This is a genomic window from Psychrobacter sp. JB193 (assembly GCF_002285555.1).
In the GTDB taxonomy this organism is placed as follows: domain Bacteria; phylum Pseudomonadota; class Gammaproteobacteria; order Pseudomonadales; family Moraxellaceae; genus Psychrobacter; species Psychrobacter alimentarius.
Genome location: NZ_NRGY01000001.1, coordinates 563223 through 589216 on the forward strand (window position 1 = coordinate 563223; position 25994 = coordinate 589216).

Here is a 25994-nt window from a genome sequence, read left to right on the forward strand (position 1 = left end):
TTTTTGCATTTCGCCTTTATATTATCTATTATTACTGCCTTATCTTCTTTTATCGTACCAATACTATGCCATCCTCTACTATGACAAAAACACTACCCGATCCTATTCAACTGATTTATGCTGGTGGCACCTTTGGTAGCTATGGAAAACCTTTATCATCATTATCAGCAGACGTGTTTCTACCCATCGTGCAGGAGCTATTAGCAGCTCAAGCGCACACAGCACATTTATCAAAAAGTTCATGGTTAGACAACACGTTGTTCAAAGACAGCAGTCAACTTACGCCCAGCGATTTCGCCCATTTTTATCAGCTTCTACTGACTGCTTATGCGCAAGGTGGTAGACGCTTTGTGTTGATTACTGGGACAGACACGCTAAGCTATTTGGGCGCTTTTTTGGCAGAAGCTTTTGCTGGTAGTGATATCTGTATTGTCTTAACTGGGAGTATGCGTCCTTTACTAGACAGTGAAGTGATCCACTCTTATTGTATCGATGAGCATAGCGATGCTTGGGACAATCTTAATCAATCACTACAGTTGGCAGCAGCGGGTGAATCTGGCGTCAAAATTAGTTTTGGTGGTGAGGCATGGCCGGCCCAAACGGTTCAAAAAATTCATAGTCATGATTTGATGGCATTCACAGGTCATTTTAGAGCCGCGTATCCGGCCAACAGTTATGTAAGAAGCCTACCAGATACCCGCCGTCAGCATTGGCTAGATGACCAACAAGAAGTACTAAACAATATTCAAAGTCGTGCGAAAAGCGTGCGCGTTAACGCTTTGTATTGTTTGCCCAATGATGCTGAAGCAATAAACAGTCAATTACAAGCCTTACTATCACAGCCGCCTTCTGGCATTATTTTAATGGGGTTTGGTGCTGGTAATGTTCCTTATTCAGCAGCATTGGCAGAAACCTTAGAGCTTGCTCATAAAAAAGGACATTTGGTGGTAGGTACCAGCCAATGTCCGTTTGGCGGTGTTAGCGATAGCTATGCTGCTGGCAGTTGGCAATACGATCACCATGTCATCTCTGGTGGGCGTTTGACCATTCCCGCGGTTTACGCGCGCTTGTTATGGTTATTGCTGCGTTACGACAGTCCAGCGAGACGCCGACAGCGCTGGTTAAATAATGTGACTCAAACCAGCACAACCATCAAAAAACGTTAACTCCCTTTTTATTTTATAAGCGTTAAAAACACAATGCCCAACACTGAAATACTGCCTGACATAGAAACCAGCAAGCCTGAACCTTTACCAACCTATACCCTAGCAATTGCTATTGAGTTTTTAGGCACGCGTTATCATGGGTGGCAGCGCCAACGCGAAGTGCTGGGTGTACAAGAGGCATTAGAGGTAGCCATCGGTAAGGTCGCCAACGAGCTAGTAGAAGTAGTCGCTGCTGGGCGTACTGATGCCAGTGTGCATGCCAGCAATATGATTGCTCATTTTACCACTCGTGCGCATCGCCCTACACATAACTGGTTGCGCGGTGTAAACAGCCTACTGCCTGATGATATAGCGCTACGCTGGATTCAACCCATGCCAGCCGACTTTCATGCGCGCTTTGGTGCCATTGCGCGTCGCTACCGTTATATCACGCTCAATCAAGCACAGCGTCCTGCGATACTCAATCATCAAGTCACCCATATCTATGAACCTCTTGACTTAAAAGCGATGCAACTAGCGGCAGCCGATATCGTGGGGACACATGACTTTAGCAGTTATCGCGCTGCGGCCTGCCAATCCAATCAACCTGTTCGTCAGGTCAGTCATGCAAACTTGTTTTCTCACGGTCAGTTCATCGTTTTTGATATTCAAGCAGATGGATTTTTACATCACATGGTTCGTAACTTAATGGGCACGTTATATGCTATTGGTAGACACGAACTTGATCCGACAGATTTTTTGAATATTTTAAACAAAAAAGACCGCACTATAGCGCCGCCAACCGCATCTGGTGATGGTTTGTATTTTATTAATGCTTACTATCCTGACCGTTTTCAGAAACTTCTTCCAAAGGCGCCTTTAACGCCACTTTGGCTTAATTTGCCTGACTGATATACATATCACTTACAGACTGTCAAGTCAAAACCAGGTTCTGTATTGCTTTAACCAGCCAACTTACGTATAATATGGGCTTATTTTTAATTGATTGATACAAATTATGGCAAAAGACGATATCATTGAATTTGAAGGCGAAGTCATTGACACCCTTCCAAATACTTTATTCAAAGTGCGTTTAGAAAACGGACACGAAATCATCGCTCACATTTCTGGTAAGATGCGTAAACACTATATCCGTATTTTAACAGGTGATAAGGTTAAGGTAGAAATGACACCTTATGACTTGTCTAAAGGTCGTATTACTTACCGTGGTAAGAACTAAATTCTTATCAATTAAGATGGTTATAAAAGCATTTACATGTACCACCAGTTGTTACGTTGTTTTTTACCGCTGATATGAATGTTTGAGTGGTTTAACTGATAATAATAATGAAAATACTAACCTACTCATTATTGCCTATCAATGTTTTAGTTTTGACTGCAAGCAACTTATTTCATTAAAAAAATACCGCTAATATCAGCGGTATTTTTTTGCCTGCTTTATAGGGCATGAGAATATTGATTTTAAATCATGAACCAGCTTTTATTTGAATTCAACAGTGGCACCGTTTTCGATTACCCCTAAAAGTGCCAGTGCATCCCAGTTGGTTAGACGGATACAACCTGCCGATGCTTGGCGACTGATACGAGCAGGATCTGGCGAACCATGAATACCATACGTGGGTTTGCTGAGTCCAATCCAGACTAGACCAACAGGATTGTTGGGCCCTGGCGGAATAATAGACTTGCTACCATCATCAGCGGTGTACGTGTAATTAGGCTCATGTACCTTCACTTCTACGGTATGCGTGCCTGTTGGTGACGGTGTTGCTGTACTCCCTACCGTAGTAGGATAACTGGCAATCAATTTATTATCACTGTCATAGGCATATAATGTCTCAGTAGCTTTATCTGCAACGACTCTACTGACAGGTTTGGTGTTAGGATTACTGGGGTTATAGACAGTGATGGTCTCACCAGCTGTAAACTTAGCATTAGGATTCAATGCTTTTAAATAATCTTCACTGATATGAAATTTTTCTGCCAGCGCTTCAGTGAGGCTTTCATAATACATGCCGTCGAGCTTGGCCTTTTCTTTTGTGTCAGTAGGTATTTTAGTCGTTTTGACGTTTACATCATCATCACTCAATTGGTAACTCACCAACACAGGCTGGGCGACCAGCTTTTCATTTTTAGTTAATGCTTGCCATGTCTCATTATTCAAATTTTCAGTAACGCTCAGACCGTTTGCTTTCTGAAATGCTTGCATTGCTTTGCGAGTATTCTTACCCCAGTATCCATCTACGGGACCCACACCATTATGATGCCAGTTTAGTAGTGCCTGCAACTTAGTCCCTGTGGTACGGTCTATTTTTGCCCCTGTTTTCCAATTTGCTGCATTTACCTTTGTTGCCATAGGAGACAAGTTATCTGTCGTATAGTTAATAACAGGGAGTAAGTTCTTGAGTGAACTGACCGTTTTGCTATTACCCATCGGCTTTTGACTGACACCATTAGTCACTGGACTGACATCATTCATAGCCATACTGGTTGTGTCATTTGCACTCTGATCAGTATTGGTCGCTGCAACGCTCTGGCTCATAAAAATTGCTGTCGATAAACCTGCCGCTACGAGTGCAGCGCTTACCTTTTTCAATTGATACATGTAATGCTCCTAATTTTTTATTATGCTGTTGTTATTAAGGATTTTGTTATTAATACTTATTACTTCGAATACCCACTTACTCGATACATAACTTTATTAAGCTATTCCGAGCGTTACTTTTTAAGTTTAACAAACAACTCATGTTGACACATTATTCTGTGAGGATGTAACAGCTTTATGTTAAAAGCATCTGAATTGTGCAGCATATCTGTTAACACTGCTGATAAGAAGGTTTTTAATATGGCGTAAATCGTTGCTGTCCGTTTTTATCTTCAATGGATAAGCAATAAAAAAACCCATAAACTGCGAAGCAATTTATGGGTTGATAAAGTATCAGTTGACGCTTTTAACAATCCTAATAAAAGATCGATTTCCTCAAATGGGCTTTAGACCAGTTTGGTCAATACTGCCTGTCCCATCTCTTGACAGCCAACTTGCTTGAGTCCCTCTTCACTACGATCTAAAATGTCGACAGTACGTAAACCATCATCCAAGACATCGCTGACTGCTTGCTCAATGGCTTGCGCCGCCTCTTCTTGTTTGAAGGTATAGCGAAGCATCATCGCTACAGATAAAATGGTTGCCAATGGATTGGCTTTGTCTTGACCAGCAATATCAGGTGCTGAGCCATGACACGGCTCATACATACCTTTACCCGCTTCATCAAGGCTTGCTGATGGTAGCATACCGATAGAACCTGTCAGCATCGCTGCTTCATCAGATAAAATATCGCCGAACATATTGCCTGTGACCATAACATCAAATTGCTTAGGATCTTTGATAAGTTGCATACAAGCATTGTCAGCGTACATGTGCGATAACGCCACATCGCTGTAGTCTGCTTGCTGCATCTCGATCATCGTCTGCTTCCACAATTCAGTCACTTCTAAGACATTTGCCTTATCCACCGAACATACCTTTGGCACTGTACCTGCGGCTTGCGCCCGCGTTTTTGCCAACTCAAAAGCCACTTTACCGATGCGCTGTATCTCACTGGTGCTATACACCATGGTGTTATAGCCTTGCTGCTCGCCATTTTCTAATGTACGAATACCGCGTGGCTCGCCAAAATAGATGCCGCCAGTCAATTCACGAACGATCAATAAATCCAAGCCTGAGATGATCTCAGGCTTGATGCTTGATGCATTAGCAAGCTGCGGATATAGTTTTGCTACTCGAAGGTTAGCAAATAAACCAAGCTCACCGCGGATCTTAAGTAGACCGCGCTCTGGGCGTTTGCTACGTTCGATACTATCCCACTTAGGACCACCAACTGCTCCTAGTAGTACGGCATCTGCAGCACGTGCACGCGTCAGAGTTTCCTCTGGTAAAGGCTCGCCAGTTGCGTCAATGGCTACCCCACCAATAAGTCCTGATTCAAGTGTCAAACCCAATGCAAACTTCTTATTGACGGCTTCGAGCACATCAATGGCTTGAGTCATGATTTCAGGGCCAATACCATCGCCTGCTAATGTTAAAATCGTTGCCATACTGGTCCTTTTAAACGAATAAGTTTTTATTAATTGATAATTTTTATTAATTGACAGTGTTATGACGCATTATTGCTCACTATTATTTGAGCGTTCATACGTGATTGCTAAACACACTTCTATGCTTTGGCTTTTTTAGTGTTCGACACTGCTGATAGTCCTTGCCTTACACTCGCTTCTACAAACTCACCTTGGTGCTCAGTGTCGAGTTGTTTGCAGAATCGGCGCTGTACTTGATTGTCTTGCAGCAGATCGACACATAAAGGTTCAGGTGAAGCAGTCTCTAATAAGCTACCAGAGTTTGTATCAGATTTTTTTTGATAAGCCCGAAGCTTATAAATACCTGTATCAACAAAGTCATGAATCATCGCAAAGCGTTCTACATAACCCTCATTGTTTTCTGGGTAAAAATTGACATGTACCTCGCGTTTTGCAGGCATGACTCGAGCATAATAATTGGTCAAACCCGGCATTGCTGATGCGGATAATGGCACTACTTTGATTGCATATTTATTGGTCAGCGGTGCCATGTCCATATTTATCGGTGCATTTGCCGTTTTTTTAATACCATTACGATTTGGTAAAGTTACCAACATATTAGGATTGACTGGCTCATGAGTGTCAGGTGCGATAATCAACGTTCTGTCTATCTGCACAATTTCACAGTGATAAGTACCCGCACAAGAAATATTTACCTCGCCATCGAGCGGTTGAATGCTGCCTACCAATGATTTAGCACTTTCTGCTTCATCTATCTTTTGATAGCCAGTTAATACTTGACAGCCAGACACCAATAAGGTTGCGGCAAAAATTGTACTGGTCCATAACGCATAACGTTTTTTATTCATAATGGCGGCTACTATTTGTGATAGAGATAATGAAGAACTGTCCTTTATTTTAGCCAGTTCATCACTATAACTCAACGCTGCATTATTACTACTCAGAGCTTTTATGACCTGTCTGCTAGAAACTGACTACTTAGGCTCGCACCTCGTTAAATATCCAAGGTGTTTTCTGCATCATTTTATGCTCGTAATCTTTGATCGCATCGCTTTGCTGTAACGTTAAACCAATGTCATCAAGACCGTTTAACAAGCAATGCTTGCGAAACGCGTCCACTTCAAAAGCGTACTCTTCACCCGTTGGTGTGATCACTACCTGACGCTCAAGATCGGCAGTCAGCTCATAACCTTCATTAGCAAAAGTCGCTTTCATTAAAGTATCGACAATCGCTTCATCTAATACAATGGGTAACATACCGTTTTTAAAGCAGTTATTATAAAAAATATCAGCAAAGCTTGGTGCAATGACTGTACGAAAGCCATACTCAGACAATGCCCAAGGTGCATGCTCACGACTAGAGCCACAGCCAAAGTTTCTACGCGCCAGCAAAATAGTAGCGCCTTGATAGCGTGGTTTATTCAATACAAAGTCTGGATTGATGATTCGTGTGCTGTTGTCTTGACCTGGGTAGCCTTCGTCCAGATAGCGCCAATCATCAAATAAATTCACACCAAAGCCTGTCCGTTTGATAGACTTTAAAAACTGCTTTGCGATAATTTGGTCGGTATCGACGTTTGCACGATCAAGTGGACAAACGATACCTGTTTGAGTGTTATAAGCTTGCATAAAATATCCTATCAATTATGTTGTCGCTAATGCGTGGTAGTCATTAAACCGCTGGAAAACAATCAGTCTTTACTTCTCTTACAATGTACTTTTATCGACACCGACCGATCATCGTACTTTTATCGACACCGACCGATCATCAACCATCAGTATTAAAACGTTCTTACGTCAACAAAGTGACCTGCGAGCGCTGCTGCTGCTGCCATTGCTGGACTGACCAAATGCGTACGTCCGCCATTACCCTGGCGACCTTCAAAGTTACGGTTAGACGTTGAAGCACAATGTTCTTGTGGCTCAAGCTTATCCGCATTCATGGCAAGACACATAGAGCAACCCGGCTCGCGCCACTCAAACCCAGCTTCAGTGAACAAGGCATCAAGACCTTCTGCTTCTGCTTGTAGTTTTACTTGTCCTGAGCCAGCGACAACGATCGCTTCTTTAATATTATTAGCAACTTTACGGCCTTTGATAACTGCCGCAGCATCACGCAAATCTTCAATACGCGAATTGGTGCATGAACCAATAAAAATACGATCAAGCTGAATGTCTGTGATTTTTTGCCCAGCTTCTAATCCCATATAGGTATAGGCACGTAACCAACCCTCTTCTTGCGCTTCATCAACCGCTTGATCAGGTGTTGGTACTGATTGCGTGATATCGACAACCATTTCAGGCGAAGTTCCCCACGATACTTGTGGTGCTATCTGGCTACCGTCAATTTCAACCACGGTGTCAAATACCGCGTCGTCATCTGAATACAAGGTACGCCAGTAAGCTTCAGCTTGCTGCCATTGTGATTCTTTTGGCGCATATGGACGACCTTTAACATAATCAATGGTGACATCATCAACAGCGACCATACCCACACGAGCACCTGCTTCAATCGCCATGTTACAGACAGTCATGCGACCTTCCATACTCATGTCTTCAAACACTTGTCCTGCAAATTCAATCGCATATCCTGTACCACCTGCCGTACCAATTTTAGCAATAATGGCTAATACCACATCTTTTGATGTCACACCAGCACCAAGCGTACCAGTGACGCGAATTTGCATGTTTTTTGATTTCTTTTGAATCAAACACTGCGTGGCTAGCACATGCTCAACTTCTGACGTGCCAATACCATGAGCCAAACAACCAAGTGCGCCATGTGTCGCCGTATGCGAGTCGCCGCACACTACTGTCATACCTGGCAGTACCAAGCCCTGCTCAGGACCCACTACATGTAGGATACCTTGACGAGCATCATTGATAGTAAATTCAGCAATATCAAACTTGGTACAATTGTCATCCAATGTGACCACTTGCAAGCGTGATACTTTGTCTTTAATACCAGACACCCCTTCTAGGCGCTCTTTAGATACTGTTGGCACATTATGATCAGGGCTTGCGATATTGGCAGACAAGCGCCATGGCGCTCTATTTGCCAACTCCAACCCTTCAAATGCTTGCGGGCTTGTCACTTCATGCAGCAAATGGCGGTCAATATAAATCAGGCTTGAACCATCGTCACGTTTGGTGATCTCGTGAGCGCTCCAAAGTTTGTCGTATAACGTTTGACCGGCCATATTCTTATCCTTTATTGTTTACTAATCATTGAATATTTCACTCGCCCATATAATAGTAGCAGGCAAAGTGCGTGTTCAAATATCATGTCTATCTTGTATTTATTACCATATTGGGGCATTGAGACTTGCTTTATAAGCTAAATTTCTGAGTTGCTACAATAAATATGCCACAATACGCCTTGATGTCTTGTGATTATAGCAGGCTAATCCTATAATAATAATTGATGATTTTTAACCAGATGCAAACTTTTATTTCTAATACACTGTGATTAAGTCAGTTAACTTTTATTTATAGTTCGCTACATAGCTAAGGACATTCGCTTGAACACCACAAACTTAACGACATTTGTTACTGTCATGCATACAGGCAGTATCTCGGGCGCAGCAGAAAAGCTGTTCATCACACAGCCTGCTGTCAGTAAGCGTATCAAAAATCTGGAAGACGAATTCAATATTACTTTGTTTGACACAGTTGGACGAGGGATCGTGCCGACCCAAGCTGCTAGTGAAATGCTACCTCATGCCAAGCGCTGGTTAGAAGATTATGAAAATTTTAAAATCAACCTGCAACACTCTCAGCACATTGTCTCTGGTAAATTGGTCATCGGTACCAGTCATCACATTGGTTTGCATCATTTAGCTCCTGTACTTAAGCACTTTATTCAAACCTACCCAGCGGTACAATTAGAAGTACACTTTGTTGATTCAGAGAAAGCTCACAAAGCGGTACTGGATGGCGATTTGTCCCTAGCCTTCGTCACGTTACCTCCTGTTTATGATAAGCGTTTGAGCTATCATACATTATGGTCTGACCCTCTGTACTTTATGACAGGCACACTGTCACCTTTGGCCACCAAATCTAATGTCACTTTGGAGCAATTGGCACGCTATCCTGCTATTTTACCATCGGCCAACACGTTTACCAGTCAGATTACGTTGGCTGAATTTGCAAAGCACAATCTCAAGCCTTATGCCACCATGAGCACCAATCCACTTGAGTCTATTCGCATGTTGGTTTCTGTCGGTCTTGGTTGGTCAGTACTGCCACAAACCATGATTAGCCAAGATTTGGAACGTATTGATATGGCGGATAATATTGAATTACAGCGTTACTTAGGTGTCGTAATCAACCCAAAATTAACGCCATCTAGTAGCGTGACTGCGTTATTAGATTTGCTCGCTCCTATTGAATAGTGAGGCGCATATACTTATTATATTCAATTTATAAAATAAGCTGTTCGCATTTGTGATAGTCATACGTTATAATGCAATTGACGTTGTTTTCCAACAAAAATTTACCATAAGAGCACTGATAGTCATATATTGAATACTTCGAGTAAGATATGATGGTTAACAGTAGGTTTAGTGGTTTTAAATGATTGGTTTTATAGGCGGCTACTATCTACAAATCAATAGTAAAACGAGCAACCAAAGTAAATATAGGGGATACGAAATTCCCGTTGCTCCTTCTTTATGATTTGAATAGTCGCTCTAGAAACTACCAATCATATAAAACTAACAGCAAATACTGAGAGAAGCCATTATGTCCTACTTAATGGCTTTTTTTGTTTTTAAATATTGTTTGAAACATCGCTTTTGAGATCAAATTTGACAGTTATAAATAATTACAGCCAATAATATTGGTTAAGGACAATTTATATGAACGGAGTTTCTAGTGGCGTACTAATATCACTTGGCGCCTATTTTTTAGTGATGATTGGGATTGGCATTTACGCTTATTTTAAGCAAGCCAATGATACGGAAGGTTACCTATTAGGGGGACGTAATTTAGGACCAGCGGTCACTGCACTTTCTGCTGGTGCTTCTGATATGTCAGGTTGGTTATTGCTTGGTCTGCCAGGTTACATGTATGCAGATGGTGTGGTCAGTATATGGATTGCGCTTGGCCTGACGCTGGGTGCCTTTTTAAACTATCTTATCGTGGCACCGCGACTTCGTGTTTATACCGAGGTTGCTGATAATGCTATTACCCTACCAGATTATTTTGCTAATCGTTTCGAAGATAAATCGCACATGCTGCGCGTTATTTCGGCTGTGGTTATCATCTTATTCTTTACCGTTTATACAGCCGCAAGTTTAGTAGGCGGTGGTAAACTATTCGAAAGCTCACTCAATCTATCTTATAGCACAGGTCTATGGGTAACCGCAGGTGTGGTTGTCGCTTACACACTATTTGGTGGCTTCTTAGCGGTTTCTATGACCGACTTTGTACAAGGTATCATCATGCTGTTTGCGATGGTCATTGTACCTGTGGTCGCCTTTACTGATCTTGGTGGTATCTCAGCCACTACGCAAGCGGTAAGAAATATTGATCCAACCATGTTAAATATTACCAATGGCATGAGTATTATTGGTATTGTGTCATTAATGGCATGGGGTTTGGGTTATTTTGGTCAACCACATATTATTGTTCGCTTTATGGCTATTCGTTCAATAAAAGATGTGCCTACTGCACGTAATATCGGTATGAGCTGGATGATTGTCAGTCTTATCGGGGCATTGATGACAGGTTTTGCAGGTCGTGCCTATGTACAAAAAACAGCCATGACTCTAGACGATCCAGAGACTATCTTCTTAGTATTCACACAGTTCTTATTCCATCCATTGGTTTCAGGCTTCTTATTAGCTGCAATCTTGGCAGCGATTATGAGTACTATCTCATCACAGCTACTCGTGGTGTCAAGCTCACTAACTAAAGACGTTTATAAACTGTTTTTTGACCAAGATGCACCTGAAGCTCGCCAAGTATTGGTCGGTCGTATTTCAGTGATTGTCGTCGCTGTTGTGGCCATTTTGTTGGCTTCAAATCCAGATAGCTCAGTATTGAGCTTGGTATCTAACGCTTGGGCAGGATTTGGGGCCGCGTTTGGACCATTGGTAATCTTCAGTCTTACTTGGCGCGGTATGAACCGTAACGGCGCTGTTGCCGGTATGGTTATTGGTGCCTTAACTGTTATCTTATGGATCTATGGTCCTTTCCAAGTAAACGGTATGGCATTAAATAGCTGGTTATATGCTATTGTTCCAGGCTTCATTTTAAGTACCATTGCAATCTTTGCGGTTAGTATCGTGACTGGTGGTCCAAGACCTTCAGTGGCTGCGAAGTATAAAGAAATGGAACTCAATTTGAACAAGTAAATCGATAAAGTACTTTATCACTAAAAAAAACCTCGCCAACATTGGCGAGGTTTTTTTATGAGTAACTGTTCATCCGATAATGTGAGCCATTACAGCTGATGTGATAAAAACTATCTTTGTCTAAAGACTCATGTTTAAGATTAGACTATGGCACTCATAGTTCAAATCAAAAGATTTGTCGTACTATCAATCCTATGATTATTTTTAAAAGCTATTTTTAGTGACTGATTATCTCAGCTCATTGACTGACTCCTATAAATACAGAATCTCTTTATAATCAAACAACCTGTGCAATCATGTGACCCAAATTTTAGAGAATAAACAAGCCATATAGATGTCTAGAAACTTTCTGATTGGCTTTTTCTCAGTCCGTTCTATATAGACAATTTATTAATAATTGTCATAAAAAAAGCGACCCATCACGGATCGCTTTTTTATCTAGTAGTACTGCTAAACATGGGTGTTATTTGATATCTTGATAAGAAAGTTTCAAACCTAAGATATAGCCATCATTATCTTGGAAATCTCCAACAATTTTTCCACTAGGTAGACGACCTTTGGCATCACCGAACCATAAGTATTTACCACCTGCTGATACCGCCCAGTTTTCAGTGACATTATATTTGGCACCAAGACCGACGCTATAATAGCCATCAATAGGTCCTAAAGAAGTCGTTGGATCACCTGCACCGCTGTCCCAACCAACCGTACCACTAATAGCAAGTGCTGGTGCAACACGCTTAGCCAACCCTAGCTCTACCATCCACTGATCGTCTTCATACTCAACTAAGTTCAGACCATCAGGGCCGTAATTACGTTTACTAACATCATTATATAATGGTGGTGTGATGACAAAATCACTCCATGGTACCCAACGCACTTTCGCCGTTGCTAGTGTTGTTGGATTGATACCCGTTTGGAAGTCAAAGTTGATTGATTCAGGGGTTGTAATCTCATAATTGCTGCTTCGGTTGGCAGCCGCAGCACCTATAGCCGCTGCCTGCGCTGGAGTAGCTCCTTGTTGCAAAGCAGCTCCTTGAGCCAAGATACCTGCTATAGGATAATTTTCAGAGATGTCCATATCATGGTCAATCTCAGAACGATAAGTCAAGGCAGCCTTTAAAGCAATTTCTGGTTTGCTATAAGAGATACCTGCGATATAACCGTAATCCATGTCAGGGTTACTGGTTGATGTATAGCCAGTAGCAGGGCCGTAAGCCAACCCACGTAATTTCACATCGGCTCTGATACGTTGGGCAACTGGACCACCGTATACTTGAAACTCTTTGTTAGCACCGAATTTCATACCGAGAATGCCTGTTAAGCTTTCACTACGGACTTCTACGTTGGTATTTTCGCCTGCAGTGGCTGATTCAGCTAATGCTATTGCACCTGCAGTCTGTGGGTCTACACCATCACCTACCAATGCCCCTCCTGAAGCATTCCTGTCTTCATTTGCAACGAAATTACTTTGCGTGTATTCAGCAGCAGCACCAAAAGGCTCATCATATAACACACCCACACTGAATGTATCATTGATATCAGCTTTTACGCCATAGCGAAAGAAGTCATAAGATTCAGCAATGTCACCTGTCTTATTACCACGCTCATAGTCATTTTGGCTAGGGTTAACATTCGCACTATCGTAGCCGCTTACATCAGCATCAATATAAGTATAAACGGCTTCTGCATACGTTCCATCTTGTAAGAATGCGGTGACGTCTTGACCTGAACGATCAAGACCAGCAGCATTGGTCATACTAGCAACAGAAAGTGTGGCAATTGCTACTGCAAGGGTTTTTAAATGAAAGGTAGTGCGCATTGTGTATCTCCAAACGTCCTCGTTGTTTTAATACTTTAATCATCAATACTTAGCATTCCTATGCGTGACATTTTGATGATTAAAGTAGTGTCCTAAGTTGAATACTAATGCCTTTTTGACACTAAGACAACAATTAAAGCACTTTATTTCTTAAATATGACTGAACAGTACAAATAAGATTTAAACAACATACGGATTCTTGGTTTGTAGAAATACACTTTTAATTATTATGATATTAGAGAAACCAGAGTCAGTGCTTTTAGATTGATGATTAAAATAAAGTTTTATATATCAAGGACTCAATAAAAAAGCGACCCATTACGGATCGCTCTTGTCTCATTCATTACTAAAAATTCTAACAGTAAAATTCTTCTATGCGTTATTTTGCTTGATAAGAAAGTTTTGCACCAAGGATGAAACCATCATTGCTTTCAAAATCACTGACGACAGTTTTATTTGGAATCTGTCCTTTGGCATCGCCGAACCACAAGTATTTACCACCAGCTGATACTGCCCAGTTTTCGGTAAGGTTATATTTTGCGCCAAGACCAGCACTATAGTAACCTTCAATAGGACCTAATGAAGTTATTGGGTTGCCAGCACCACTATCCCAACCAACTGTACCACTAATCGCTAGTGCTGGTGCCACACGCTTCGCTAAACCTAGCTCTACCTGCCATTGATCATCGTCATAGTCAACCAGGGGTAACCCTGTATTATCACCAGTCGATAATTTGCTAACATCATTATATAGAGACGGTACAATTGCAAAATCACTCCAAGGCACCCAGCGAACCTTTGCAGTAGCTAATGTCGTTGGATTAATACCTGTCTGAAAGTCAAAATTGACTGATTCCGGTGTTTTGATTTCAATAGTATCGCTTCTATTTGGTGAAAGTCCTAAAGCAGGTGGTAGATTACCAACGAAAGGATATAATTCAGAGGCTGGAGCGTTATGTTCAATCTCAGAGCGATAGGTTAAAGCTGCCTTAAGTGCAATTTCTGGTTTGCTATAAGCCGCACCTGCAATCCAACCATAGTCTTGGTCTGGGCTGACATGAATGCTATAACCGTTCGCTGCACTATAAGCAGTGCCACGCAGTTTTACATCTGCCTTTACACGTTGAGCTACTGGACCGCCATAGACTTGAAAGTTTTTATTTTCACCAAGTTTCGCGCCGATGATACCAGTAATACTTTCAGTACGTACTTCTACGTTAGTGCCTTCACCATTTCTGGGTGAAAGAGGGTTTTGATCGACAAAATTATTGTTACCACTATAGTCAGCTGCAGCGCCAAAGGGTTCATCATATAAAATACCAACGCTAAACGTATCATTAACGTCTGTTTTTACGCCATAACGGAAAAAGTCATAAGACTCTGCAATATCACCAATTTTATCACCTTTCTGGTAAGCATTTTTATCCGAACCAACATACGCATTGTCATGACCTGTAACATCAGCATCGATATAGGTATAGACAGCTTCGGCATAAGTGCCATCTTGTAAGAATGCGGTGATGTCTTGGCCTGAACGATCAAGGCCAGCAGCGTTAGCAACGCTAATAACAGAAAGGGTAGCAACCGCTACTGTAAGAGTTTTTAAGTGAAAATTCGCCCGCATTGTATATCTCCAAACATCCGCATTGTTTTACTACTAAAACCATTTTCATTAGGCAAGCAGTATCCGAGATGAGCGATATTAAAGATATTTGAACATGAAAACAACTATAAAAACACCTTATTTCTCTATTATGACCAAACAGTCACTGGACGTTACATTTGTCTAAAAATAGGCTTATGGTTTTTGTTTATTTTAATGTACATGACTCTTTTATGAATATTAATAATGCGGTGGCTTGTCTGCCATTACATCGAAAGGTGCTATGCCACCTTCTGTATCCTGACTTTCAACTTGTTTATAAATAAGTTGTAGCTGTCTTTGGAGCGTTTGAATATCCTTGTCTTGTCTTGCAATGACTTCGTCAAGCCTCTCTACTGTCAGCTCAAGATGTGCCATGCTCATTTGTAGGTCAATAACTTGCTGTGTTTGCCATTCATGGGGTGCAATAGAGGCGTCATTTTGAGTATTAGATTGGTTCATATTGTTCTCTAAATTGTGATAAATAAGGCAAGATTTATTGGCTAATAACAAGGATTAGCAATCAATGAATAGTGGCACTAAATATTGATTAATGGCCATAACATAATAGCTTGCCGTAAAAGTTATAAATAGTACTTATAAAACCATTTACGCTCACTACAGTCACGTAGTGGCATGTTATACTGCTAGCAATTTTGCAACAACCCCTACTTCTCTATTATATAAGCTTAAGATACTCTATGGCACTGATACATTTAAAAGATATTCACTTAGCATTCGGCGTCGCCCCAGTTCTTGATGGCATTGATTTTGCTATTAATGCAGGTGAGCGTGTGTGTTTGATTGGCCGCAATGGCGAAGGCAAGTCTACGTTATTTAAACTGATTAATGGCTCATTGCAGCCTGATAGCGGTGAGATTATTACCAATAGCAGCATGCGTGTTGCTATGCTAGAACAAGACGTCCCTGAAACGAGTGGACGTATTTTAGATATCGTCATGGGTGGCAGTCGCCGCACCGCTGACTTATTGATTAATTATAATAAACAAGTTGATCTCTGTGCCAATGGTGACATGGATGCTTGTGAGCATATGGCAACGCTACAACATGACATCGATGCGGTGCATGGCTGGGACTTAGAGCGTGATGCTAGACGTCTGATTACAACGATGGGATTGGATCCAGAAGACGACTTGTCATCACTCTCCGGTGGTCGTAAGCGCCGCGTCCTACTCGCCAGATCTTTGGTCACCAAACCTGATGTATTGTTACTGGATGAGCCAACCAACCATTTGGACGTTGAGAGCATTGAGTGGTTAGAGCGTTTCTTGCTTGACTGGCAAGGTTTGACGCTATTGTTTGTAACCCATGATAGAGCCTTCGTTAATAAATTGGCCACTCGTATTGTCGAGCTTGACCGCGGTCAATTGACCAGCTACGACGTCACCCAAGGTGCCAAAGGTTATGCTCGCTATCAAGAGCTAAAAGAGCTGCAATTATTGGCTGAAGAAAAGAACAATGCCAACTTTGACAAAAAACTGGCGCAAGAAGAAGTTTGGATTCGCCAAGGTATCAAAGCGCGCCGCACTCGTAATGAGGGCCGCGTACGCGAACTAAAAGCATTACGTGAAGAGCGCAGTGGTCGACGTGAGCAAGTTGGTAACGTCAATATCACAATGGGTGAAGGCGAGAAAAGCGGTAAGCTGGTTTGTAAAGTTAAAAACCTGCACCTCGAATACGATGGTAATGTCTTGGTTGACAACTTTAGTACGACGGTTATGCGCGGTGATAAAATTGGTATTGTCGGTCCTAACGGTGCGGGTAAAACCACATTAATTAAAGCTCTACTTGATATGTCTGATGCTGAAGTAACCAAAACAGGCAATGTTGAGCTTGGTACCAATTTACAAATTGCATTTTTCGATCAATTGCGTGACCAGCTAGACCTTGAAGCCAGCGTGGCGCAAAACGTTTCAGAAGGTTCTGATTTCGTCGAGGTTGGTGGTCGTAAGACGCATATCATGAGCTACTTACAAGATTTCTTGTTTGCACCAGAGCGCGCTCGTACCCCAGTAAAAGCGCTGTCAGGCGGTGAGCGTAATCGTGTACTATTGGCCAAGCAACTATTAAAGCCTGCTAATATTTTGGTACTAGATGAGCCTACCAACGATTTGGATATGGCCACTCTCGAACTATTAGAAGAATCAGTCAGTAGCTTTAACGGTACTATCTTACTTATCAGTCATGATCGCTCATTCATGGACAATGTCGTCACGTCTACCTGGGTGTTTGATCAGGATGAAGATGGTAAAGGCATTGTTAAAGAATATGTTGGTGGTTATCAAGAGTATCTGATACAAAAAGGCCGCGAAGAAGCTGCTCGTGCTGCTAGAGCACCAGTCAATAATGGTGCTAATACCAAAGTGGCTAATAAATCGACAGTAACAGCAAAACCAGCAAAAGCCATCAAAAAGCTCAACTATAATGAACAACGTGAACTTGATAATTTACCCAAAGAGATTGCGGCTTTAGAAGCAGAACAAAGCCAGTTAGAAGAAAAGCTGGCGGACGGCTCATGGTTTACACAAGATATTGAAGCAGCCACCGCTGCTAGTGAACGCTTACTGGTTATCGAAGAAGAAATGATGAATAAGCTTGAACGCTGGAGTACTCTTGAGAGCTAATAGCAATGTATGGCCTATTATCCCTTTAGAAAGACTGACTACACGTTTCTCATTTTTGCATCAATAAACACTTAAAGGTCATAAATTAATCACCACTTTATGAGATAAAGTGGTGATTACTCGTTTATAGAGCAGTTACAATCTGTTTAGATACTGAAAGTTAGTGAACATTACCGCAATTTCAAGTATCATGCGCTATTACTAAATATCCTTATTAATTATAAGGTCATCACATTTACAATCCCTAGTAAAAAAATAGATGCTAGACATTGATAATGTTAATCATTTTATGCTGGTCATCACATTCAACCTTATAATATGTCCTATAAAGGTTGCTTTATTTTTAACGCAATAATTTATTTTATCACCGAAATAGCTTAGAATAGCAACAATTAGCAAGATTAGGCACAGCTAAAGTGGCTTGATATTGTATATTTTCTAAGCCACAAACCCAGTGTGGGGTAATCCCATTTCATTCACCTGGAGGAAGTATTAATGAGCCAAGCCGAAGGCGTTAATGTACAACGCCGTAGAGTTCTTATTGCCTCGACTGCCGCAATTGGTGCAGCTGGGGTAGCTGCTGTGGCAACCCCTTTTGTCCGCTCTTGGTATCCAAGTGCTAAAGCTGAGGCTGCAGGGGCTGCAGTGACCCAAGATATTGGTTCTATCGAAGCAGGACAAATGATCGTTGTCAAATACCGTGGCAAACCTATTTATGTGGTTAAACGCACCGAAGAGATGGTCGCAGGACTAGAGTCAGTTAAACCTTTACTGTCCGATCCTGAGTCTGATGCGTCTTTACAGCCTGAATACTGCAAAAACCCTACTCGTTCTTTGGATCCAACCGTATTGGTTGTTGAAGGCGTTTGTACGCATTTGGGTTGTGCACCGAACTACCGTCCTGATGTGGGTGCGGTGGATTTAGGTGGTAACGATTGGTATGGTGGATTTTTCTGTCCGTGTCATGGGTCAAAATATGACTTAGCAGGCCGCGTATATAGTGGCGTTCCTGCACCGCTTAATTTACCCGTCCCAGAATATGGTATGGATGGTACCATTTTGACGGTTGGGGAGGCTTAATATGAGTATGGGTAAAAAGTTAATGCACTGGGTGGACGCGCGTTTTCCAGCGACAGAAACCTATGAATACCATATGTCAAAGTACTATGCACCAAAGAACTTTAACTTTTGGTACTTTTTCGGCGTGCTGTCGATGATTGTATTGGTCAACCAATTGGTGACCGGTATATGGCTTACAATGATGTACAACCCAAGTGCCGAAGGAGCATTTGCGTCTGTTGAATACATTATGCGTGATGTAAAAGGCGGCTGGCTAATCCGCTATATGCACTCGACAGGCGCCTCTGCGTTTTTCGTCGTAGTGTATTTGCATATGTTTAGAGCGCTACTATACGGCTCATACCAAAAACCTCGTGAGCTTATTTGGCTCATCGGTATGGGTATTTACTTAGCGCTTATGGCAGAAGGTTTCTTTGGATACCTACTCCCTTGGGGCAACATGTCATTTTGGGGTGCACAGGTTATTTTGAACCTTCCTGCAGCGCTACCAGTCATTGGTGACGGTCTTGCTGAGTGGGTACGTGGTGACTATATTATTTCAGGCATTACCCTAAACCGCTTCTTTGCTCTACATGTGGTTGCTATCCCATTAGTATTGGTGGGCTTGGTGTTTATGCATATTGTGGCGCTACACCATGTGGGTTCAAACAATCCTGATGGTATCGATATCAAGAAGCTAAAAGACAAAAACGGTGTGCCATTAGACGGTATTGAGTTCCATCCGTACTACACTGTGCATGATATGGTTGGTATCGTAGTCTTCTTTATCTGTTTCTTTGCAGTGGTATTCTTCTTCCCAGAAGGCGGCGGCTTCTTCCTTGAGCCACCAAACTTTGAGACGGCCAACTCCCTGAAAACACCAGCGCATATTGCACCAGTATGGTACTACACGCCCTTTTATGCCATCTTGCGTGCGGTTCCAGATAAGCTTGGTGGTGTTATCGCCATGGGTGCTGCTATTGCTGTATTGTTCTTAATGCCATGGCTAGATAGATCGCCTGTACGCTCGATGCGTTATAAAGGTATTTTATCTAAGATTGCACTTACTATCTTTGCCATTAGCTTTGTCGTGTTGGGCTACTTAGGTGCGACGCCTGCAACACCAACGGCAACCATCATGTCTCGTGTATTCACGGTTCTATATTTCTTATTTTTCTTATTGATGCCGTTCTACACTGCCATTGAGAAGTGTAAACAGCCACCAGAACGCGTTACCGGAGGTCACTGATGAGCACGCTAATTAAATCCTTAGCTGGTCTAGGCTTAGGTGCAGCATTAACTTTGACTACTGGTACGGCATTGGCAGCTGGTGGTCACGGATGTGGTACATTCGTGAACGCTGAAGGTGTTGAAGAGCATTTAGCTTGTAGTACTGCCCCTATTGATTTTACCAATAAGGGCTCACTACAAAACGGTGCGAAAACTTTTATGAACTACTGTGCGGGTTGTCACTCAGCCAAGTATGTTCGTCACTCTCGCATTGCTAAAGACTTAGAGATACCGCCAGAGCTGGTCGAGAAATACCTGATGGTAACGACCGACCAAATTGGTGACCATATCGACGCTGAGATTGACCCTGAAGTACAGGCATCATGGTTTGGCGCAGCGCCTCCAGATTTATCATTGGAGACAAGACTGCGTGGTGATGACTGGGTATATACTTACCTACTCTCGTTTTATGAAGATCCAAGCCGTCCTTGGGGCGCTAATAACTTAGTGCTACAAAATGCAGCAATGCCTCATGTATTACACAATATGCAAGAGCAGTTGAGTGCCGAAGAGTTTCAAAGCGAGGTTGGTGACTTAGTTAACTTTATGGCATGGATGGCAGAGCCAGCACGTCATGACCGTCAAGTGATTGGTTTCTTTGTTATTTTATTCTTACTTGTTTTACTAATCCCAGTCTACTTATTGAATAAAGAATTCTGGAAAGACGTAAAATAACTAAATATTAAATATATAGATGTTATAGATAAGATTGGGCACTACATTGGTAGTGCCTTTTTTGTGCCTGAATAACACGTATCTTATAAAAGAAGTAGATAAATAAGGGGCTGACAAGCAATGTTTACGTACGTTACCTTGATAAATAAGGCGACTTTGTTTACGATGACAGGCTTTACTACTAACATTAGGCTTTCATGATTGATGCGAATGACATACCAAGCAGTCAGCTAATTTTATACGCTGATGACGGCTACGACAGTCATGTGGTACGCCTATTACTTGAAGAAAAAAAGCTTGCTTACTATTTATCACGCCTGCACTCTGAGCGTCCTGAAGACTTAACCGAGCTCAATCCTTATCATACTTTGCCTGTCTTGCAGCAGCGCGAAATTGCACTCTACGAAATCAACGTCATTTTTGAGTATCTTGAAGAACGTTACCACACAAATAAGTTATTACCTGAAACACCACAAGAGCGCGCGCAGTTCCGGCAGCTGGCTTGGCGCATTCAGCGTGATTGGCTATCACTTGGTAAACGCTTACTGACGCATCCGGATAGCTTCAATAAAGCGCAGGCAGCGATGGCTAAAAAACAATTAAGTGATTCTTTAATTACCCTATCACCTTTGTTCGCTCATAAATCTTATTTTATGGCGGATGATTTTGGTTGGTGCGATGTTTTGCTAGCCCCTTTATTATGGCGACTCGAAGAGATGGAGATTGAATTGCCACGTGCTATTAGTCGTCCGTTATTTGAGTATCAGAAACGGGTTTTTGAGCGAGATAGTTTTCAAAAAAGTGTGCGCTGATTAGACAGTTAGACATCACTGCCTTAAAATAAAAAACAATAAAGAATATGAATCCTTGGTAGATCAACGCAAAACTGAAACCATTACTTTAACCGTAATCATTTAATGCAATCAATATAGGAAGCCAAACAATGAGCGAAATTACCTCTATTACTCCAACCCGTCCCTATATGGTGCGCGCGCTATATCAATGGATAGAAGATAATGATCTTACCCCGTACTTAATGGTCGATGCCACTGCTGAGAACGTACAGATTCCAACAGAGCATGTGCAAGATGGTCGTATCGTACTAAATATTGCCAGCCGTGCCACTGGTAACATGAGTATGGAAAATGACTATATCAATTTTAGTGCTCGCTTCGGCGGTGTATCACAAGAGATTTGGGTGCCACTCACAGCAGTCATGGGCATTTATGCAAAAGAAAATTCGCAAGGTATGTTTTTTGACCCGAATGAATACGAAAACTATCAGCCTGAAGAAGATTCAGTAACGACTTCTAAAAAGACGACTGCCGCTCCTAAACCTAAGCGTGATAATAAAGCTGGTTTAAAAGTTCTAAAATAATCAGCTCCCTATAAGAAAAAAGCCAGCCATATTTGATATGGCTGGCTTTTTTCTTGTGTCTTTAAACAAATTAAAACCTGTAAATGAATTAAGACATCAATGTATCCATTACGTTCTAGGTAACGTCACACCGCGCTGACCTTGATACTTACCACCACGATCTTTGTAACTCGTCTCGCACACATCGTCAGCATCACTTTGGAAGAACAACATTTGTGCTACGCCTTCCCCCGCATAAATACGCGCTGGTAAATTGGTTGTGTTACTAAACTCTAAGGTGACGTGTCCTTCCCACTCAGGCTCAAGCGGCGTGACGTTGACGATGATACCGCAGCGCGCGTACGTTGATTTGCCGAGACAAATAGTTAATACGTCGCGTGGAATACGGAAATACTCCATCGTACGTGCTAGCGCAAACGAGTTAGGCGGGATAATACACTCGTCACCCACAATATCTATAAAGCTTTTTTCATCAAAGTTTTTAGGGTCAACGACAACTGAATGAACGTTGGTAAATACTTTGAATTCAGGGGCACAGCGCACGTCATAACCATAGCTTGAAGTGCCGTAACTCACCAAACGTTCGCCATCATCATTAAAACGTACTTGACCTGGTTCATATGGCTCAATCATGCCGTGCTCTTCGGCCATTTTACGAATCCAGCGGTCAGATTTGATAGACATTGTTATTCCTTAGCAAATATTTAGTAGCGACGATTATACGGAATTGATGACTCAATTTATAGGGTCGCAATGACTTAAAACCTTACGAGCTTATAAAACAGTTTTCTGTATAAACGTATTTTTTAATTAAGCGTTTCAAACCTCAAAAAATTCGCTTGTCATCAACGGGCTTGGCAAATTTATCAATATTGGTTTCGATATTTTTAGCGATGTTCACATAATATGACGCAAACTCATCGTCAGCCAATACGCTCGGCTCCCCTTTATCCACTTGAGCACGGATACCACTAGCGAGCGGCAACTGACCCAATAAAGGCACCTGATACTGCTCAGCGATTCGTTCGCCACCACCTGTACCAAAGATGGCTTCGGTATGATTGCAGTTGCTACAGGTATGCAATGCCATATTCTCAACCACGCCAAGCACAGGAATATTGGTTTTATTAAACATCTCAATGCCTTTTTGCGCATCGAGTAGCGCAACATGCTGGGGCGTTGTAACAATGACAGCACCCGTCACTGGAATGCGCTGCGCCAATGTCAGTTGAATATCACCTGTTCCTGGCGGCATGTCAATCACCAAGTAGTCTAGCTGCGGCCAATTGGTTTGATTGTATAGCTGCATTAGGGCCCCCGTCGCTTTAGGACCGCGCCAAGCAACAGGCGTATTATCACCATCCAGCAGGCTACCAATCGATAGCATCGCTAAGCCATGCGCATTAACAGGGACGAATTGCTCATTTTCCAACTCAGGTTTTACGCTATCTACACCCAACATCGTTGGCATACTGGGCCCATATATATCTGCATCAAGCACGCCAACACGGTTGCCGAGTTTTTGCAATGCTAGCGCAAGATTGACGGTCGTGGTTGATTTACCGACGCCGCCTTTGCCTGATGCCACGACAATGATATGACGTATGCGTGGATGCGCCGACAATGATGCTTGTGTTGGTGCTGACTTAGTAATTGGTGGTTCAGCATTGGCATTGTTGGTTGCAGATGAATGGCTTTGATCATCCATGGCATTGGTTGTCTTTGGCATGGGTTTTGGTAAGGTCGATCCTGCTCCTTTTTCTGGGGCAGGCAAACGTACATTCATATGTATGGTCTTAATTCCATGCGGTTGAAGAAGTTGTCCCAGTTCCTGTTGAATACTTTCAGGGCGACTGTTTTGAGGTAGGCGCAAATCCAAAGTAAGCTGGTCACCCTTACGTTCAAGACCTGTGACCATGGTCGCGATACTTACCATACCAATTTCATAACCGAGTAGTACTTTATCAACGGCACTATCTCGCTCTGCTTTTTGTTGCGGTGTTTCAGGTTCTGAGTTGGTTTTTTTCTTCATAAAATTAAACATAGCTACCGTTACTACCTATACAAGTGGGTTGGTATGGCAAGACAAATCAAGCACTACTCTAATATTAACAACGATATAGCTGACAAGCCTTTTGTCCAAACCTTTTCTCGTGACAGTGTAGCTCAATTGCAGACATAAAAAAACCACAACGCCAGTAGGAATGACCTTGGGGTTTGACACCAGTAACAGACATTTATTAATAAGGTATCAGTTCATAAACCAACCATGACTGGCAACAATAGATTGTCCAGTGAAGACATTGCTCGGGAACGCTGCTAAAAACAAGGCCAGTTGTGCAATATCATCGACAGTCGTGAATTCCTTATCGACTGTATTTACTAGCATGATGTCGTTAACGACTGATTCTTCACTAATCCCCTTTTCAGCTGCTTGTTGCGGAATTTGCTTCTCAACCAAAGGCGTTTTGACAAATCCTGGACAAATGACATGCGCACGTACATTATACTCAGCCCCTTCTTTTGCAAGTACACGGCACAGTCCAAGCAAACCATGTTTGGCCGTCACATAAGGTGCTTTATATAGTGATGCTTCATGCGAATGTACTGAGCCCATGTAAATAACCGTGCCGCCCTTGTCGTCTTTATACATATGTTGCAAAGCCGCTTTAGTAGTCAAAAAGGCACCATCCAAATGAATATCTAGCATTTTTTTCCAGTCAGTAAAATTCATTTTGTGGATGGGATTAATAATTTGAATACCTGCATTGGAGACCAAAATATCAATACTACCAAAGGTATCAACCAATTTTTGCACCCCATCGTTAACGGCGATTTCCGACGTCACATCCATCGCGATGGCGAATGCTTTGCCACCACGAGCTTTGATAGCATCAACAGCTTGCTGAGCGGCATCAATGTTTATGTCTGCGATGCCAACCGCTGCCCCTGCTTGAGCGTAAGTATCAGCAATATCACGCCCAATACCACTTGCTGCGCCAGTAACTAAAGCTACCTTGCCCGTCAAATCCTGTTTTAATTGAGTCGCCATATATTTTCCTTAATAAAATGGATGAAAGCTTGTTGAATGATAGTATTTGAACCATAAGGTCAAATAGGCAATAGGCAGGTGAATAAGCCACTAAAATCTAGTGGCTATAAAATCAGAATAAGTAACGAGTTTGAACGCTCAATCTCTACTGAGCAATGCTAACAGGGGTTTTTTCTTGCAACTCATCAAAGCTAACACCGTCTGCCAATTCAACCAGCTTTAGGCCGTTTGCTGTGACGTCTAATACTGCAAGCTCAGTGATGATACGGTCCACCACGCCTTTACCCGTCAATGGCAGCTCACAGTTAGCAAGAATCTTTGGCTCGCCGTGTTTATTGACTTGTTCCATCAGTACGATCACTCGCTGTACGCCAGCGACCAGGTCCATAGCGCCGCCCATGCCTTTGACCATTTTTTTAGGAATCATCCAGTTAGCAAGATCGCCTTGCTCTGAGACCTCCATAGCTCCTAGTATTGCAAGATTGACATGACCCCCTCGAATCATCGCAAACGATTCTGAGCTACTAAAATAACTGGCCCCTGATTTTGCAGTGACGGTTTGTTTGCCAGCATTAATCAAATCAGCATCGACGTTCTCTAAGGTTGGAAACTCGCCAATTCCTAGCAGACCATTTTCTGACTGTAACCATACATCCACATCTTCAGGAATATAATTGGCCACAAGCGTTGGTAGACCAATTCCTAAATTGACATAATAACCGTCTTTTAGCTCTTTTGCGGCACGCTGTGCCATCTGCTCTCTTGTCCATGCCATGTTAACTTCCTTATTATTACAATGTTCTATTATTAATTT

General features: G+C 42.2%; 23 protein-coding genes. 11 read left to right on the forward strand and 12 right to left on the reverse strand.

Annotated elements, in window-relative coordinates; translation table 11 throughout:
• Nucleotides 1-80: 80 nt before the first annotated feature.
• The 3 genes from CIK80_RS02430 to infA all read left to right on the forward strand — a co-directional run bounded on the left by CIK80_RS02430 (nucleotide 81) and on the right by infA (nucleotide 2385).
• Entirely contained in the window at nucleotides 81-1166 is a 1086-nt protein-coding gene (locus CIK80_RS02430; RefSeq protein WP_095568732.1) for an asparaginase, read from the forward strand.
• Nucleotides 1167-1199: 33 nt separating this feature from the next.
• On the forward strand, nucleotides 1200-2057 hold the full coding sequence (gene truA, locus CIK80_RS02435) for a tRNA pseudouridine(38-40) synthase TruA (protein WP_095568733.1): 858 nt from the start codon (nucleotides 1200-1202) through the stop codon (nucleotides 2055-2057).
• A gap of 106 nt (nucleotides 2058-2163) precedes the next feature.
• Nucleotides 2164-2385, forward strand: a complete 222-nt coding sequence (gene infA / locus CIK80_RS02440) for a translation initiation factor IF-1 (RefSeq protein ID WP_021814850.1) — start codon at nucleotides 2164-2166, stop codon at nucleotides 2383-2385.
• A gap of 261 nt (nucleotides 2386-2646) precedes the next feature.
• On the opposite strand, the gene CIK80_RS02445 is transcribed toward infA, so the two are convergent.
• The 5 genes from CIK80_RS02445 to leuC all read right to left on the reverse strand — a co-directional run bounded on the left by CIK80_RS02445 (nucleotide 2647) and on the right by leuC (nucleotide 8458).
• Complete coding sequence (locus CIK80_RS02445) at nucleotides 2647-3768, reverse strand: L,D-transpeptidase family protein (protein ID WP_095568734.1); 1122 nt, start codon at nucleotides 3766-3768, stop codon at nucleotides 2647-2649.
• A gap of 386 nt (nucleotides 3769-4154) precedes the next feature.
• Nucleotides 4155-5258, reverse strand: coding sequence for a 3-isopropylmalate dehydrogenase (leuB, locus tag CIK80_RS02450; RefSeq protein ID WP_095568735.1), 1104 nt, complete (start codon nucleotides 5256-5258; stop codon nucleotides 4155-4157).
• A gap of 119 nt (nucleotides 5259-5377) precedes the next feature.
• The gene (locus tag CIK80_RS02455) at nucleotides 5378-6106 is read right to left on the reverse strand and encodes a hypothetical protein (RefSeq protein WP_095568736.1); all 729 of its coding nucleotides are present in this window, start codon (nucleotides 6104-6106) and stop codon (nucleotides 5378-5380) included.
• Between the two features lie 130 nt (nucleotides 6107-6236).
• Nucleotides 6237-6887 carry a 3-isopropylmalate dehydratase small subunit gene (gene leuD, locus CIK80_RS02460; RefSeq protein ID WP_062844227.1) on the reverse strand — a complete coding sequence of 217 codons (651 nt, stop codon included), beginning with the start codon at nucleotides 6885-6887 and terminating at the stop codon, nucleotides 6237-6239.
• Between the two features lie 152 nt (nucleotides 6888-7039).
• The gene (leuC, locus tag CIK80_RS02465; RefSeq protein ID WP_095568737.1) at nucleotides 7040-8458 is read right to left on the reverse strand and encodes a 3-isopropylmalate dehydratase large subunit; all 1419 of its coding nucleotides are present in this window, start codon (nucleotides 8456-8458) and stop codon (nucleotides 7040-7042) included.
• Between the two features lie 321 nt (nucleotides 8459-8779).
• Here leuC and CIK80_RS02470 point away from each other — a divergent pair, with 321 nt between their 5' ends.
• Together CIK80_RS02470 and putP are read left to right on the forward strand one after the other, a co-directional pair.
• Nucleotides 8780-9652 (forward strand): LysR family transcriptional regulator, encoded by an 873-nt coding sequence (locus CIK80_RS02470; protein ID WP_062844225.1) that lies wholly within the window; start codon nucleotides 8780-8782, stop codon nucleotides 9650-9652.
• 465 nt (nucleotides 9653-10117) lie between these two features.
• A complete protein-coding gene (putP, locus tag CIK80_RS02475; RefSeq protein WP_095568738.1) occupies nucleotides 10118-11617 on the forward strand; it encodes a sodium/proline symporter PutP in 1500 nt (499 codons plus the stop codon).
• A gap of 463 nt (nucleotides 11618-12080) precedes the next feature.
• Here the strand turns inward: putP and CIK80_RS02480 are convergent, their stop codons facing one another.
• The 3 genes from CIK80_RS02480 to CIK80_RS02490 all read right to left on the reverse strand — a co-directional run bounded on the left by CIK80_RS02480 (nucleotide 12081) and on the right by CIK80_RS02490 (nucleotide 15543).
• Nucleotides 12081-13439 carry an outer membrane protein transport protein gene (locus CIK80_RS02480; protein WP_095568739.1) on the reverse strand — a complete coding sequence of 453 codons (1359 nt, stop codon included), beginning with the start codon at nucleotides 13437-13439 and terminating at the stop codon, nucleotides 12081-12083.
• A 379-nt stretch (nucleotides 13440-13818) separates the two neighbouring features.
• Nucleotides 13819-15063 carry an outer membrane protein transport protein gene (locus CIK80_RS02485; protein ID WP_095568740.1) on the reverse strand — a complete coding sequence of 415 codons (1245 nt, stop codon included), beginning with the start codon at nucleotides 15061-15063 and terminating at the stop codon, nucleotides 13819-13821.
• A 219-nt stretch (nucleotides 15064-15282) separates the two neighbouring features.
• Nucleotides 15283-15543: a SlyX family protein gene (locus tag CIK80_RS02490; protein WP_062844221.1), complete on the reverse strand. Its 261-nt coding sequence runs from the start codon at nucleotides 15541-15543 to the stop codon at nucleotides 15283-15285.
• Nucleotides 15544-15782: 239 nt separating this feature from the next.
• Here CIK80_RS02490 and CIK80_RS02495 point away from each other — a divergent pair, with 239 nt between their 5' ends.
• The 6 genes from CIK80_RS02495 (at nucleotide 15783) to CIK80_RS02520 (ending at nucleotide 22128) form a co-directional block, all read left to right on the forward strand.
• Nucleotides 15783-17726, forward strand: a complete 1944-nt coding sequence (locus tag CIK80_RS02495; protein ID WP_095568741.1) for an ATP-binding cassette domain-containing protein — start codon at nucleotides 15783-15785, stop codon at nucleotides 17724-17726.
• 495 nt (nucleotides 17727-18221) lie between these two features.
• Complete coding sequence (gene petA / locus CIK80_RS02500; protein WP_095568742.1) at nucleotides 18222-18806, forward strand: ubiquinol-cytochrome c reductase iron-sulfur subunit; 585 nt, start codon at nucleotides 18222-18224, stop codon at nucleotides 18804-18806.
• Nucleotides 18807-18828: 22 nt separating this feature from the next.
• A complete protein-coding gene (locus tag CIK80_RS02505) occupies nucleotides 18829-20034 on the forward strand; it encodes a cytochrome bc complex cytochrome b subunit (RefSeq protein ID WP_179288342.1) in 1206 nt (401 codons plus the stop codon).
• Nucleotides 20034-20750 carry a cytochrome c1 gene (locus CIK80_RS02510; RefSeq protein WP_095568744.1) on the forward strand — a complete coding sequence of 239 codons (717 nt, stop codon included), beginning with the start codon at nucleotides 20034-20036 and terminating at the stop codon, nucleotides 20748-20750. Before CIK80_RS02505 ends, CIK80_RS02510 begins: the two co-directional genes overlap by 1 nt.
• A 197-nt stretch (nucleotides 20751-20947) precedes the next feature.
• The gene (locus CIK80_RS02515; protein WP_062844216.1) at nucleotides 20948-21562 is read left to right on the forward strand and encodes a glutathione S-transferase N-terminal domain-containing protein; all 615 of its coding nucleotides are present in this window, start codon (nucleotides 20948-20950) and stop codon (nucleotides 21560-21562) included.
• A gap of 131 nt (nucleotides 21563-21693) precedes the next feature.
• On the forward strand, nucleotides 21694-22128 hold the full coding sequence (locus CIK80_RS02520; protein ID WP_062844215.1) for a ClpXP protease specificity-enhancing factor: 435 nt from the start codon (nucleotides 21694-21696) through the stop codon (nucleotides 22126-22128).
• 108 nt (nucleotides 22129-22236) lie between these two features.
• Here the strand turns inward: CIK80_RS02520 and dcd are convergent, their stop codons facing one another.
• The 4 genes from dcd to CIK80_RS02540 all read right to left on the reverse strand — a co-directional run bounded on the left by dcd (nucleotide 22237) and on the right by CIK80_RS02540 (nucleotide 25955).
• On the reverse strand, nucleotides 22237-22812 hold the full coding sequence (gene dcd, locus CIK80_RS02525; RefSeq protein WP_087041241.1) for a dCTP deaminase: 576 nt from the start codon (nucleotides 22810-22812) through the stop codon (nucleotides 22237-22239).
• Between the two features lie 142 nt (nucleotides 22813-22954).
• Complete coding sequence (apbC, locus tag CIK80_RS02530; RefSeq protein WP_095568745.1) at nucleotides 22955-24172, reverse strand: iron-sulfur cluster carrier protein ApbC; 1218 nt, start codon at nucleotides 24170-24172, stop codon at nucleotides 22955-22957.
• A 207-nt stretch (nucleotides 24173-24379) separates the two neighbouring features.
• Nucleotides 24380-25180: a 3-hydroxybutyrate dehydrogenase gene (locus tag CIK80_RS02535; protein ID WP_095568746.1), complete on the reverse strand. Its 801-nt coding sequence runs from the start codon at nucleotides 25178-25180 to the stop codon at nucleotides 24380-24382.
• A gap of 145 nt (nucleotides 25181-25325) precedes the next feature.
• The gene (locus CIK80_RS02540) at nucleotides 25326-25955 is read right to left on the reverse strand and encodes a CoA transferase subunit B (protein ID WP_062844211.1); all 630 of its coding nucleotides are present in this window, start codon (nucleotides 25953-25955) and stop codon (nucleotides 25326-25328) included.
• Nucleotides 25956-25994: the final 39 nt, after the last annotated feature.